Origin of the sequence: Allomuricauda sp. MMSF_3307 (assembly GCF_030733585.1) — a bacterium.
Classification (GTDB): Bacteria; Bacteroidota; Bacteroidia; order Flavobacteriales; family Flavobacteriaceae; genus Flagellimonas.
On sequence record NZ_JASHIQ010000005.1, the window covers coordinates 178,976 to 191,905 of the forward strand.

Here is a 12,930-nt window from a genome sequence, read left to right on the forward strand (position 1 = left end):
AAGTTTATTTGGTTGTATATCAAATTTACAAAAAAATATTAACTGAAATTAAGAATAATACCGCTAGCAAAAAGGTGCTCAAAGCGACTTTCTTCAGTTCGGCATCTAGATGACCTGGATTTTGGGTCTGCATCACTTTGAGCAGATGAATCAGCAATGGCACAAAGGCCAGCATGAAAAAGCTGGGTTTCCAACCCCAGCCTTCCAACCAAATAAAGACAGAAAAGCACAACAGGGCCGTAATAATCAAAAAACCATGATAAATTTTACCCCTATCAAAGCCCATTTTTACCACCAGCGTTACCTTACCATGCTTTTTATCGGAAACCATGTCCCGCAAGTTGTTCAAATTGAGAACGGCGACACAGAGCAACCCAATGGCGACGGCAGGTAAAATGGCAACCGCATCCAACGATTTGGTGAACAGAAACATACTGCCCAAAACACCTAGCAGACCAAAGAACAGGAAGACAAAAAGGTCACCCATACCTCGATAGCCATAGGCTTTGGAGCCAATGGTATAGTTTATGGCGGCCCAGATACTCAGCAGCCCCAACACAAAGAATAGAATAATGTAGGGCAGGTTTTCCAAACCGAATGCCAAATAAATAAGCGCTAAAGCGATGAGCAGGGTCAGTATCGTGGAAACAATAATCCCATTTTTGAGCGACGCCCGAGTTATGGTACCGCTTTGCAGGGCGCGTGCCGGACCAATGCGATCCTCGTTGTCGGTTCCCTTTACACCATCCCCATAATCATTGGCGAAGTTGGAGATTACCTGAAAACCAATCGTGGTCAACAGTGCCAAAACAAATAGGGTCCCATCAAAATATCCTTTATAGGCAGCCAGTGCAGTACCTACAATAATCCCTGATAAAGAAAGTGGGAGTGTACGAAGTCTAGCCGCTTGTATCCAAGCCTTTGTGTTTCCCAAGTTTAGTACGGATCTTCAATTTTAACGCGTTGGCCATCAATATAAGAGGCTACAAACGCGTCTTCAAAACCAATTTGAACCAAAAATTTTCTAAACTTTTGGGCCTCCTCCAACGTTTCGTAGTTGCCCAAGGAGTAGGCGTAAAACGGATTGGTCTTTACAAAAAGTGTATTGGTCAGAGCTTCCGAAGCCAAGGTCACATTGTTGTCCACAAAAGACTTTACTTGTACGGAGTAGATTTTTTCCTTGTTCAAAAATTCCTTGGCCAAGTAAAATTCCTTTACCAAGCTCAATTCTTGGTTTTGTTTCTTCAGATTATCTATACGGGCCCTGATCACATCCAAGCTGTCCAACGAGAACAGGACATTGCTCTGGTTCTCAAATTGTTGTTTGCTGCTCAATCCGGCAGTGAAGGAGGTTATGGCAAGTGTACCGATAACGAATAGGCCAACAAATCCCAAAAGGATATTTCGCTGTAATTTGATTTTGCGCAAATCCTTATTCTTGAACTTGATCTGATCAAGAAGTCTTTCGTTTATAATCTGGGCCTTATCTATATCCTTATGAAGGTCCAACAAATCGCTTTCTTCAATAAAAGGCATAAGTGGAGGAAATTATTAAATTAAGCCATGCTAACCGCAAGGCAACCAATACGTTAATCTGAATCCCTACAAAAATAAAATTTTTGGGTTAAGAAAAAAACTTTACGGCGCTAAAGCTACCATAAATAGGGTCTTGGCGTTGTTTTTGGTCTAAAGTAAGCGGATACCGTCTTCCTGTATACTGATTTTGCGTTGACGGTACAGAATACCCACCCCTTTTTTAAAGGCTTTTTTGCTCAAATGAAGGGTCTTTTGGATTGTTTCGGGCGACGATTTATCGTGCAAGGGCAAAAAGCCACCACTTTGCACAAGTTTGTCCAAAATCATTTTGGCCGTGGGCTCCAACATTTTGGCTCCAATGGGCTGTAGTGAAATATCCAGTTTTTTGTCATCCCGAACATTTTTTACAAAACCATTCAGGCCATCGCCCACAGAAACCGGTTTGAAGATATCACTGTCAAAAATGAGTCCTTTGTGACGATTATCCACGACGACCTCCCAACCCAGCGGAGTTTTTCGATACACCAAAAGGTCCACTGGATCATTTTGTTCGTAATCCACACTATCGTTGGACAAAAACTTATCTATCCTGCTCGAGCCCGTAAGACGCATACTTTCCTCGTCCATGTAGCAATGGACAATATATTTTTGACCATCCTCCATTCGTTGTGATTGCTCCCTAAATGGCACCAACAAATGCTTTTCCAATCCCCAATCCATAAAGGCGCCGTAGGCTCCCACTTCGACCACTTGCAAGTAGGCAAACCCATTACGGACAATTTTGGGCTTCAATGTGGTGGAGATGGGGCGTTCCGCATTGTCCAAATAACAGAACACTTCCATTTCTTGGTCTATTTCAAAATCCTCGGGCACGTATTTATTGGGCAACAAAATTTCCGTTCCTTCCTCATCTCCCAAAAAAAGCCCTATACTAGTGCTCCTGAGCACCTTAAGGGTATTGTAGTTTCCCAGTTCTATCATGCGGTAAAGGTAGTTGTAAAAACGGGTATAAAAAAAGCTGTCCACAATCGAACAGCTCTTTTTTAATAGTGAACATCCTAGTTATATACTGATTCCTTACCAAAGTGCTTGGCCAAAATATAGTAGATAACGGCACGATGCTTGTTTTTTTCCGATCGTCCGTACGTATCAATAACGCTGTTGATGGACTCCATTAGTGCTGGGGTATCAGCCAGCCCCAATTTTTTGATCAAGAAATTGTTCTTTACGGTTTCCAGCTCCTTTTCGTCGGAGCCGGATACTTTGGATGCATCCAAATTGTAAATGGCAGGGCCCAATCCAACCGCTACTTTGGTCAACAAATCCATATCAGGATCTTGTCCAAATTTGTTTTTGATGTCCGCAGCGTACTTTTCGATCAATTCGTCTCTTTTACTCATAATCTGTTAGTGTTCTAGTTTGATTTACAGTTAAGCTTCTAAGATATAAAATCAAAGTACCCAAGCAAAATTTTATTGTTCAAAACCCGTGGTGTGGCGACTTCCAAGATTTTTGGCCGTTCCGATTTCCCGTAAAAAACATGGAGCGAATCTTTCAGTTCAGTTTCATTGTTCGCTTTCAAATAATCGTAACCATACATCTTCGCCAGGTGTTCCGCCGATAAATTATGGCTGGTCTCAAAAAAGGTCTCAAACTCCTCGGTCTCCTCCATTCCGGGTAAGATCCTAAAAATACCTCCTCCGGAATTATTGATGAGTACAATCCTAAAATCGGGACGGGTATAACCGTTCCAAAGGGCATTGCTATCGTAAAAAAAGCTCAAATCGCCTGTAAGCAGCACTGTTGGGGAATCGCTATAAATGGAACTGCCTAGGGCCGTGGATGTGCTCCCATCAATACCGCTGGTACCGCGATTGCAGTATACTTTTAATGATTTATCCAACGCAAAGAGTTGGGCGTAGCGTACCGTGGAACTATTGGCCAAATGCACCTGATACCCTTTGGGTATTTTTCTGATGATTTGATGAAAAGCGGTAAAATCCGAGAACGGAATCTCATGGAGATAGTCTTCGCGCTTCTTTTCGTAAATGTCTTTTTTGGTTTCCCAAAACCGTTTGTAATGGCTTTCTCCGAAACTTTCTGTCGCAACCTCCCTAAAAAAACGGTTGGGGTCTGCTTTGATGTGTTTGGTCAGGCAATAGAAGGTATTGTTGGCCTTTTTCATATCTATATGCCAGTGTTGTTTGGGCTTGTATTTTCGTAGAAAGGCCTTTATTTTTTTGGATACGATCAATCCACCAAAGGTGACCAATAGGTCGGGTTGCAAAGCATTGAAAAGCTCTGCTGCATTATTGGATTTTTCGATAGGCGCGATAATGCTATCTATGCTTTCGAAGAATTCCGGATGATGCAAATTGGAAGTGGTTTCGGTAAACAAAACGGTATCCGGGTCCTTGGCCAAAAGCTGCAACACTTCCTCTTCCAAGGCGTTGGGATGGTTAACCCCTGCCAGGACCATTTTTCGTGGAAGACTCTTCCAAATAGCGGCCAGGGTCTCCCAATCTTCATGTTCCGTATCGGCCACATTTTCAGAAAGCTGGTAATTTTGAAGCTGCACCGACGGCTCCTCTACGCTACCGTACAAGGGTTCCTCAAAAGGAATATTGATGTGCACCGGATATTTTTCATCAAAAGCAACTGAAAGTGCTTTGGCGATTTCCCTTTCGTTATAGTCCTGAACGTGTTCCTGATTATCATCCAATAAGTGCGGGCCATATTTTGAAATGGTTTCTGTGGCATGGGAAACATCCTGCTTCAAATTGGCCGAATAACCGATGTGCTTTTCCATCACATTTTTCTGTCGAATGGTCTGTCCGTCCCCGATATCGATACGGTAGCTTGGTCTGTCTGCAGAAATCACGATTAAAGGGATGTCACTATAATAAGCCTCTGCAACTGCGGGATAAAAATTGAGCAACGCACTTCCCGAAGAGCAAATTACGGCCACTGGTTCGCGCAAATGCTGGGCCATGCCCATGGCAAAGAATGCGGCACAGCGTTCGTCCACAATACTAAAACACTTGAAAAATGGATTCTTCGTAAAACTGATGGTCAACGGGGCATTTCTGGACCCCGGTGAGATAACTATGTTCTTTACGCCCCTTGCTTTAAAGTACAGTATCAAGGTCTGCGCTGCCGGAATATCTGAATACGTCATGGACTACAAAAATACGCTTTCTGCAGATTAATTCCTTGCTACAAATGGCTCCATTTTACAAAATACCGAGCATGGTCTTGCTTTTGTTTTGGGTTTCAATCCATTCACTTTCCGGGTCGGAGGCCTCTGTGATCCCGCCTCCCACAAAAATAAAAGCTTTGTTACTTTTCAATTCCATGCAACGAAGATTTACAAAAAGTGATGTTTCCCCTTCTTGTGCGAGGTTGAGTTCCCCCAAAAAACCTGTGTAGTAGGTTCTTTGGTAGTTTTCGTTCGTCGCGATAAACAATTGGGCCTCGCTCGTTGGAATGCCACAAACTGCAGGGGTTGGGTGCAACGCCCTGATCACTTCCCTCACTTTTACATTGGGCAACATGGTACCTCGAACTTCGGATCGAAGATGCCATAAATTGCCCGCCCTAACGGATTCTGCCTCATCAATCTCGAGAACTTCCATGGCATGGGCCAATTTGTCCCCAATATATTCGGACACCATTTGTTGTTCTTGAATTTCTTTTTCACTCCATTGGGGTTCCTCATTTTCGATATGGGGAAGGGTCGCCGCCAAGGACATGGTCTGCAATTGTTTATTTTTTACCCGGACCAAGGTTTCTGGGGTGGCACCGCACCAAGTCCCCACTTTAGGGTGATGGAACAAATATCCAAATGCATTGGTATAGGTGTTCAGAAGGGTCTTGAAAATTTGTATCGGGGATTTGGCAATGTCCAATGCAATCTGCCTTGACAAGACTACCTTTTGCAGTCTTCCTTTTTTAATTTCAGCAATTCCCCGTTCCACCAATTTTAAGTGATTCTCACGCCCTAATTCGTCCAAATTAACATTGGCAGGACGTTGTGCCTTCTCAGGGGCATATTCGGCCGTCCAAAATGCATCGGGTTGGATCAATATGGCCTTATCCGCCTTATCGAACGGTGCAAAAACAAAGCCGCTTTCCGTAAAATCCTTAGTCAGTTTTAAATCTGTGGAAGACTGAAAAACACCGTACATTTGGGTAGCATCAGGCTTTCTGTAAATGACAAAGGGCAAGCCTTTTTCCAGACTCTCCCCTGCCTTATCGAAGATGGTATCGAGGTCTTTATTTTCTAGGTAATGCAATGGTGGTCAATTTACAATTGGAGATGAGCTGGCCTTCTTCGTCGGTGATTTTTATTTCCCAAAGCTGCGTGGTCCTTCCCTTATGCAAAATGGATGCCCTGGCATAGACAAAACCTTCCCTTATGGACTTTACGTGATTGGCCGCAATCTCGATTCCACGTACAAAGAACTTTTGACCGTCCAAAAAAATGTAGGAAGCAGCACTACCAACACTCTCGGCAAGGGCGACGGAAGCTCCTCCATGGAGCACACCATCGGGCTGATGCACCCTTGGCGTAACCGGCATTTTGGCCAAGAGAAAATTCTCCCCAACATCCACGTAGGTGATATCCAAGGTTTCCATCAAGGTGTTTTTGCAAATTTCGTTGCAAACGGACAAAATCTTCTCTTTGTGTTCGTTCATCGTTCTACTTTTTTGTAAAATTACACAAAGCTCCGGCAATAGCGAACAAAGTCATTCCAATCATGTCCAACCCAGAAAAAACGGTAACCTATTCCACCGAAAACACCTATCTGACCAAAAACGAACTCACCCCAAGAACCAAGAATGTTTGGCTGATTTTTCATGGTATTGGTTATCTGAGCCGCTATTTTGTCAAATATTTTGAGGGATTGGACATGGAGGAAAACTACCTCATTGTGCCGCAAGCACCCTCCAAATACTATTTGAAAAACGAGTACAAATACGTTGGTGCTAGTTGGTTGACCAAGGAAAACACGGCTATGGAGGTGAAAAACGTCCTAAACTATATTGATGCCGTGCTAGAAGCAGAGCATATTCCGGAAAAAGTCAATTTTATGGTCTTCGGGTTCTCCCAAGGGGTTTCGATTGCGACCCGTTGGCTTGCGGGCAAAAAAGTACGTTGTAAACTCTTGGTCCTCTACGCTGGTGGTATTCCCAATGAGCTCACTGCTTCCGATTTTGATTTTCTGGATTACGATTCAACCGAAGTCAAAATCATCTATGGCGATCAAGATGAATTTCTTACCCCTGAACGATTAAAAGGTGAGAAAGTAAAAATTGATGGATTGTTTCAAGGCCAGGCCGAAATCATCACCTTTAAAGGAGGTCATGAAGTCAAGCCGGAAATCATAGCGAAATTATTGGAATAGTTAATTGGAGGTCTGTTCCTTGGGTTCTGCTTCCTTAAAGTATTCAATGGTACGGGTGGTGTAACTATTTCCTGGCGTCACGATTTTTTTTACCCAATTACGGGGGGTATGGTTATCAAACTGAAAAATATACTTATCAGTGGACTCGGTGTTTACCGTTTTGTGGACCACTTTGCTCAAAACTCCATCCGTATACTGATAAAAACGCTTTTCTTGGGAAACAAATTCCTTTTCGGCCATATCATATAAAAAGTCTTCGCTAGTGACCAATTTACCGGCTTCGTTAAAGACCTCCTCGTTAGCTGTATTGGGTTCTCCGTCAATATATTCCTTGGTGAGTACTACTTTTTGGGTTTTGTTTCCAACCTTTTTGGTGGAGGTACGTACGGATTTTTGCAAAATTCCATTGGTAAAAGTACTGACCGTTTCCTCGTTTTTCACTGTGGAATAGTCAAAAGTGGTTTCGTCCACACCTTCCCCGTTGGAAGTGGTGATGCGCATCAACTTGCCTTCCTCATCATAATAGTATTGCTGTTGCTCCAGGAATTGCTTATCGTACGAAATGATTTTTTCGGTAATGGTCTTGGTTGGAACGGTATCTACTTCATAAAAATTGGCCATGGAAGTGGATTCGTCGAGAACATTGTTCTTGTAACTTTCCATCCGTTTCTCCAATAATTCCCCATGCTGATATTTGTAGTACGTAATATCTTGGTCCGTGTCGTTATATTGGGTCACGGTTTTAGTCAATACCCCCTCCCTGTTGAATTCGAACAACTCTTTGCCATAATTGGTGGATACCAAACACGATTTCACCTTACCATTAAGGTCAAAGTCCTTCAGGGTAAAAATCTGTACTTCTTGGGACCAAATCCCAAAAACGAAGAACAACGAAAGAAAAGATGTAATGGCGTAGTGTTTTTTCATGTTGTAAAATTAATCGTAAAAACAACAACCGAAAAATCTTAGGACACATATCATGCCGCAATAGGAAAGAAATATCTTAAAATTTACGTTGGGGGTCAAAAGGGGCTATACCCATGGATAATTCTTGCCCGGAAATGATCTCGGTGACCAATTTACCTGTAGCAGGGCCCAAGCTCCATCCCATCATGGCATGACCGGTAGCAATGGTGAGGTTATTCATGTGCTTAACCCTCCCAATGTAAGGAAGCCCATCCGGTGAAACTGGACGAAGTCCACATTTGGCCTCGGCCTTGGCCTTTTCGGGGATGCTCAAACCTTCATAGTAGCTTTCCACCCCTCTTGCTATGGCCTCTACCCGCTCCTTACGAATGGTATGGTTGATTCCCGAAAACTCCATAGTGCCGGCAAATCGGGTAAAACCTTCCATAGGGGTGACAGCAATCTTTTTTTCCATCAAAATGGCGGGGAACGTAATTCCCGTAGGCTCTTCCATGTTGATTCGATACCCCTTTCCTGCTTGTAGGGGCAGTTGTAATCGGATTTTCTTTGATAGGTCGGACGTCCATGAACCTGCAGCCAGAACCACTTCATCGGCCGAGTAGGTTGCTTTTTCCGTTCGAACATCGGTAACCCGGTTTCCTGAAACCGACAAGTCGGTTACACTTTCATTTTTATGGATCTCAACACCATTTGTTTCAAGGAACTCCAACATATTCCTCATGATCAAAGGTGGTGTTGTATGCCTATCGCATTCCCAAAGTATGCCACCATTCGCATTGATGGTTAGGTTGGGCTCCAAATCCTGTAATTCCTGTTTGGTCAATAATCTACTGTTCAATCCCAAATCCTTGGCCTTTTCCACTACTTCCATTTCGTGGTCGCGGGCCTTATCGGTCTGGAACATCATCAACAACCCTTGGTTGCCAATTTCAAAGTGGCCCAAATCTCCAGAGGCTTGGATTCCTTCAAACAGCTCTCTGCTCAACAGGTTAATGTCGCGAATTACCGGCATTGCCTTCTCTACCTTGGCTTTGGTGGAGGACTTTTTAAAGTACCATGCCCATTTGATGAAATCGATATCCCATCTGGGTTTCATATAAAAGGGGCTCGAGGAGTTGAACATGTACTTGATTCCTTGGGTAATCATGCCAGGTGAGGCCAAGGATACAATATGGCTTGGCGTTAAATAGCCTGCATTTACAAAAGAAGCTCCGGCCGAAATATCCGATTTGTCCAATACGGTCACCTGATGTCCTTCCTTGTGCAAAAAATATGCTGTGGAAAGACCAACGATTCCTCCTCCGATCACAATCACAGTTTTGCTCTTGCCCATAGTGCGCCATTTAAGGGTTTCCACAAATTCGAAGTGCCAAGATACATAAAGGACTTGATTCCGTTAAAATGGTCGATGTGATTTCTTTAACTAACTTTTGACTACTTTTGGGGGATTTTGAAAACCAACTCTAATGAAAAAATTACTTCTATTGATGCTGGGGTTGTCCTTGGCATGCAATTCTTCCCAAAAAACCGTTTCCGAGGCAGCCAAACCTATGGCGGACCCTGTGCCGTATGCCGAAACAATTACCGAGGCAGACCTCAAGGAACATTTATACACCTACGCTTCGGATGAGTTTGAAGGAAGGGAAACCGGCACTCCGGGACAGAAGAAAGCCGTGGAATATATCAAGGCGCACTACCAATCCTTGGATGTTCCTCCTGCCAAATCCAATGGGGATTACTTTCAAAAAGTGCCGTTGGAAGTTTCAAAAGTTCCTGTGGGAAGCCTAAGTTTTAATGGTCAAGCCTTTGAACTGGGCAAAGAAGTGGTGACCTTTACCTCTGCCCAGGGCACTTATAACGAAATTGTGTATGCAGGATACGGTATCGAAGATGGGGACTATTCCGATTACAGCGGCATCGATGTATCGGGCAAATTGGTACTGATGAAGGCGGGCGAGCCTGTGGACAGTGATGGAAATTATGTGTTGTCCGGTACCTCAAAAAAATCGGAATGGAGCAATCTGTCCGAATCCATCAGCAAAAAAGCATCCATTGCCAACGACAAGGGAGCCAAAGGCGTTTTGTACCTCGATGTTCAAAACTTCCCAAGATTCCGAGGATATTTTGATTTTATCAGAACCAATGACAGCGGAAGAATGCAACTTGCCGGGGATACCGACAACCCGATGCTGCTTATCTTGGACATGCCTGCTGCACAAGCCATTAAGTCTGATATTGAGGAAGACGACGTTCCTAAAGTTGTACAGGCCGATATTGATTTGAATTTGACAAGTGGCAATGACCAGATCGATTCCGAAAATGTGGTGGCCTTTATTAAAGGAAGTGAAAAACCGGAGGAATATGTAATCATTTCCTCCCACTTAGATCATATAGGAGTCACTGCCGATGGGCAAATCAACAATGGTGCGGACGACGATGGTTCGGGTACCGTGGCTTTGTTGGAAATCGCTCAAGCCTTTAAAAAAGCGGCCGATGAGGGTAACGGCCCCAAGCGTTCAATAGTTTTTCTGCATGTGACGGGTGAAGAAAAAGGACTGTTGGGATCAAGATATTATACCGATGTTGACCCGGTCTTTCCTTTGGAAAATACCGTGGTGGACCTCAACATTGATATGATCGGGCGTATTGACCCCAACTACGCTGGGGCGAGAAATTACTTATACATAATCGGTTCGGACAAGTTGAGTACGGAACTGCACAACCTATCCGAAGCGGTGAATAAAAAATACACCAACATTGAGTTTGATTATACCTACAACGATGAAAACGACCCCAATCGTTTTTACTATCGTAGCGATCATTACAATTTTGCCAAGAACAATATTCCGATCATCTTTTATTTTAACGGTACCCATGCGGACTATCACCGCCCAGGTGACACTCCCGATAAAATCAACTACGATTTGTTGGAAAACCGAACCCGGCTTATTTTTTACACGGCTTGGGAAATTGCCAACAGACCTGGAAGATTGGTGGTTGACAAAGCTGCGGATTAAGAGATTGACCTTTTTAGATAGAAAAGCCCTCCGATGTGGGGGCTTTTTTTTGAAAAAACAATGCTTTGGTCATTCGGAGCTTGTCTGGAAGTCCCAGTATTCGTTAAATCCTCTATTGTTGAAAATGATTCATTAATTAAATACAACTACCCTCCCAATACACTACTCAATCTAAACATCGGCAGATACATGGATACTAAGATGACACCAACGAAAACACCGATGACTATGATAATGATAGGTTCCATCACGGTAGAGAGCATTTTGGATTTCTGTTGTACTTCCGTTGCGTACTGCTGATTCAGCTTTTTGAAGATATATTCGGTCTGATTCGTCTCCTCGGCCACTTTGACCAACGATACCATTTTATGGTCAAAGACTTGGTTACCTTGTAAACTTTGATGTAGGCTTACCCCTTTCAATATTCTTGCCTCCATGGTTTCCAAGGCATCCTGCAAGGGAAAGAACATTAACATCTTCTTTGCCATTTGGACACTGTTCAGCAAAGGTACCTTTGAGGTGGTCAAAAGTGTCACCGCTTGAGTGAACTGTGTCATATAGACCAATCTGATGAAATTGCCCAGATACGGAATCTTAAGCATCAGATAGTCCCATTTTCGTTTGAAGGCTTCCTTTTGCATCAACGGTTTTCGCAATACGATGAGTACTGCTAACCCCAACAAAAATAGCAGACCATAGCCCTCAATAAAATTGGAAATGCCAATAATGTACTGGGTTATCGTGGGCAGCTCCACTCCATTTTGTTCAAAAATGTCCTTGAACATGGGAACCACCATCCTAAGCATAAAGACAACCACCAAGATGGCCGTACAAAAGATGATCAACGGATAGGTCAACGCATTGACCAAATTTCTTCGCTGCTCATTTTTTTGGGAGAAGAAAGTGGCCAATTCCTGGAGTATGGTTCCCAAATTTCCGCTCTCTTCGCCAATTTCCACTGAGTAATATTCGTACTCCGTAAACTCCTTTCGTTGTTGCAGGACTTCCGAAAAGCCGAGGCCACTGTCCAGCTCCAGTACCATTCCTTCCAAAAACAGCCTCACTTTTTCCTTTTTTTGGTTGGAGGCTACAAGTTCCAGGGCTTCGCGCAGTTGTAGTCCTGCCTTCAACAAAATGGCAAGCTCGCCATAAAAACCCTCCTTTCGTCTGGAATTAAAGAAGGAACCGAACAGGGTTATCTCCTTTTTCAGCCATTTGTCCACTTCATTTTTTTGCTTTGGTGTAGTGTTGGTCTGATTTATTGTATGTTCCAATTTAAAGCCCATTGTCAGTCGATATAACTTGTTGCAGCGTTCTCCTTGTACACAAATAGCCTCACCCGGTTATGCTGTCTCATATACAAATCCAAGGCATCTATCTCGCCATTGGTTACGGGCTCTGCTTTAAAATAGGGAGTGAGTTCACGAATGTCCACCTTAAAGGTATCCTGAGCTTTCACCACCATTTGCTCCATAAAATGGTAACGGACCTGTTGCAATTCATTTACCATGATCATCTCCTTTGTCTCACTCTCGTACCAAATTCTATCATGCGAATGGAAGTCTGCCCAAAGGCTCTGTTTCAACCTCCGTATTCTGGCGGCCTCTGAATAGTTTGAGGCAATGCCGCTCATTTGTACCTGCACCAATCGCAAAACACTGTAGGCCATGCCCACCACCAGTGCGGTGATCAGCAATACCACAAGCATTTCGTGGAGCGTAAAGGCTTTTATGCGTTGGGTCAGCGTATTCATCTTATTTGGTATAGGTAACTTCCCTGTTATTGATTGTATTTACCGCCAAAAAAACGATTGTCTTTGTTCCTTGAACCTCCTGTTCTTGCACGGAAATATCCCATGCGTCCAATTCACCATAATAGGGCAAGGAAAGTTTTCCATGGTCAAAGGTATATTGCAAGAACAGCAGTTCCTGTCTTACGGGCTCATCGTTTGTTGTAATGGTGGTGGAAAACAGGGCGTTCAGGGTCAAGCTGGCCATCATGAACACCACCACGATCAGCACGGTGGCGACTAAAGTTTCCAT

At 43.6% G+C, this 12,930-nt stretch carries 14 protein-coding genes; 2 read left to right on the forward strand and 12 right to left on the reverse strand.

Annotation, left to right across the window (positions count from 1 at the left end; translation table 11 throughout):
• Positions 1-25 precede the first annotated feature (25 nt).
• The 7 genes from menA to RBB12_RS13370 form a co-directional block, all read right to left on the reverse strand.
• On the reverse strand, positions 26-934 hold the full coding sequence (gene menA, locus RBB12_RS13340; RefSeq protein ID WP_306013967.1) for a 1,4-dihydroxy-2-naphthoate octaprenyltransferase: 909 nt from the start codon (positions 932-934) through the stop codon (positions 26-28).
• A 2-nt stretch (positions 935-936) separates the two neighbouring features.
• The gene (locus RBB12_RS13345; protein ID WP_293285024.1) at positions 937-1,536 is read right to left on the reverse strand and encodes an SPOR domain-containing protein; all 600 of its coding nucleotides are present in this window, start codon (positions 1,534-1,536) and stop codon (positions 937-939) included.
• 150 nt (positions 1,537-1,686) lie between these two features.
• Positions 1,687-2,562, reverse strand: a complete 876-nt coding sequence (locus RBB12_RS13350; RefSeq protein WP_313882843.1) for a S1 RNA-binding domain-containing protein — start codon at positions 2,560-2,562, stop codon at positions 1,687-1,689.
• Positions 2,563-2,594: 32 nt separating this feature from the next.
• The gene (locus RBB12_RS13355; protein WP_179385619.1) at positions 2,595-2,936 is read right to left on the reverse strand and encodes a DUF2853 family protein; all 342 of its coding nucleotides are present in this window, start codon (positions 2,934-2,936) and stop codon (positions 2,595-2,597) included.
• A 38-nt stretch (positions 2,937-2,974) separates the two neighbouring features.
• Positions 2,975-4,714, reverse strand: a complete 1,740-nt coding sequence (gene menD, locus RBB12_RS13360; RefSeq protein ID WP_306013966.1) for a 2-succinyl-5-enolpyruvyl-6-hydroxy-3-cyclohexene-1-carboxylic-acid synthase — start codon at positions 4,712-4,714, stop codon at positions 2,975-2,977.
• 55 nt (positions 4,715-4,769) lie between these two features.
• Positions 4,770-5,831 carry a chorismate-binding protein gene (locus RBB12_RS13365; protein WP_306013964.1) on the reverse strand — a complete coding sequence of 354 codons (1,062 nt, stop codon included), beginning with the start codon at positions 5,829-5,831 and terminating at the stop codon, positions 4,770-4,772.
• Positions 5,812-6,234 carry a PaaI family thioesterase gene (locus RBB12_RS13370; protein ID WP_306013963.1) on the reverse strand — a complete coding sequence of 141 codons (423 nt, stop codon included), beginning with the start codon at positions 6,232-6,234 and terminating at the stop codon, positions 5,812-5,814. The genes RBB12_RS13365 and RBB12_RS13370 overlap by 20 nt, the downstream gene beginning before the upstream one ends.
• Positions 6,235-6,296: 62 nt before the next feature.
• On the opposite strand from RBB12_RS13370, the gene RBB12_RS13375 reads away from it, so the two are divergent.
• Positions 6,297-6,944 (forward strand): alpha/beta hydrolase, encoded by a 648-nt coding sequence (locus RBB12_RS13375; RefSeq protein ID WP_306013962.1) that lies wholly within the window; start codon positions 6,297-6,299, stop codon positions 6,942-6,944.
• Here the strand turns inward: RBB12_RS13375 and RBB12_RS13380 are convergent, their stop codons facing one another.
• Together RBB12_RS13380 and RBB12_RS13385 are read right to left on the reverse strand one after the other, a co-directional pair.
• Entirely contained in the window at positions 6,945-7,871 is a 927-nt protein-coding gene (locus RBB12_RS13380) for a hypothetical protein (protein ID WP_306013961.1), read from the reverse strand. It abuts the gene before it with no gap.
• A gap of 76 nt (positions 7,872-7,947) precedes the next feature.
• Entirely contained in the window at positions 7,948-9,204 is a 1,257-nt protein-coding gene (locus RBB12_RS13385) for an FAD-binding oxidoreductase (protein WP_306013960.1), read from the reverse strand.
• A 133-nt stretch (positions 9,205-9,337) separates the two neighbouring features.
• Here RBB12_RS13385 and RBB12_RS13390 point away from each other — a divergent pair, with 133 nt between their 5' ends.
• A complete protein-coding gene (locus RBB12_RS13390; protein WP_306013959.1) occupies positions 9,338-10,888 on the forward strand; it encodes a M28 family peptidase in 1,551 nt (516 codons plus the stop codon).
• Positions 10,889-11,034: 146 nt separating this feature from the next.
• On the opposite strand, the gene RBB12_RS13395 is transcribed toward RBB12_RS13390, so the two are convergent.
• From RBB12_RS13395 to RBB12_RS13405, 3 genes are read right to left on the reverse strand one after another with little or no spacing between them, the layout of a single operon-like run.
• Positions 11,035-12,162, reverse strand: a complete 1,128-nt coding sequence (locus tag RBB12_RS13395) for a type II secretion system F family protein (RefSeq protein ID WP_306013958.1) — start codon at positions 12,160-12,162, stop codon at positions 11,035-11,037.
• Positions 12,163-12,176: 14 nt separating this feature from the next.
• Positions 12,177-12,641 carry a type II secretion system protein J gene (locus tag RBB12_RS13400; protein WP_306013957.1) on the reverse strand — a complete coding sequence of 155 codons (465 nt, stop codon included), beginning with the start codon at positions 12,639-12,641 and terminating at the stop codon, positions 12,177-12,179.
• A gap of 1 nt (position 12,642) precedes the next feature.
• Positions 12,643-12,930 carry a hypothetical protein gene (locus RBB12_RS13405; RefSeq protein ID WP_306013955.1) on the reverse strand — a complete coding sequence of 96 codons (288 nt, stop codon included), beginning with the start codon at positions 12,928-12,930 and terminating at the stop codon, positions 12,643-12,645.

Excerpts from the sequence above, each read along its gene's own strand:
- RBB12_RS13345 (WP_293285024.1), bottom strand. The coding sequence starts at position 1,536 with ATGCCTTTTATTGAAGAAAGCGATTTGTTGGACCTTCATAAGGATATA.
- RBB12_RS13355 (WP_179385619.1), bottom strand. The coding sequence starts at position 2,936 with ATGAGTAAAAGAGACGAATTGATCGAAAAGTACGCTGCGGACATCAAA.
- menD (WP_306013966.1), bottom strand. The coding sequence starts at position 4,714 with ATGACGTATTCAGATATTCCGGCAGCGCAGACCTTGATACTGTACTTT.
- RBB12_RS13370 (WP_306013963.1), bottom strand. The coding sequence starts at position 6,234 with ATGAACGAACACAAAGAGAAGATTTTGTCCGTTTGCAACGAAATTTGC.
- RBB12_RS13375 (WP_306013962.1), top strand. The coding sequence starts at position 6,297 with ATGTCCAACCCAGAAAAAACGGTAACCTATTCCACCGAAAACACCTAT.
- RBB12_RS13380 (WP_306013961.1), bottom strand. The coding sequence starts at position 7,871 with ATGAAAAAACACTACGCCATTACATCTTTTCTTTCGTTGTTCTTCGTT.
- RBB12_RS13385 (WP_306013960.1), bottom strand. The coding sequence starts at position 9,204 with ATGGGCAAGAGCAAAACTGTGATTGTGATCGGAGGAGGAATCGTTGGT.
- RBB12_RS13390 (WP_306013959.1), top strand. The coding sequence starts at position 9,338 with ATGAAAAAATTACTTCTATTGATGCTGGGGTTGTCCTTGGCATGCAAT.
- RBB12_RS13400 (WP_306013957.1), bottom strand. The coding sequence starts at position 12,641 with ATGAATACGCTGACCCAACGCATAAAAGCCTTTACGCTCCACGAAATG.
- RBB12_RS13405 (WP_306013955.1), bottom strand. The coding sequence starts at position 12,930 with ATGGAAACTTTAGTCGCCACCGTGCTGATCGTGGTGGTGTTCATGATG.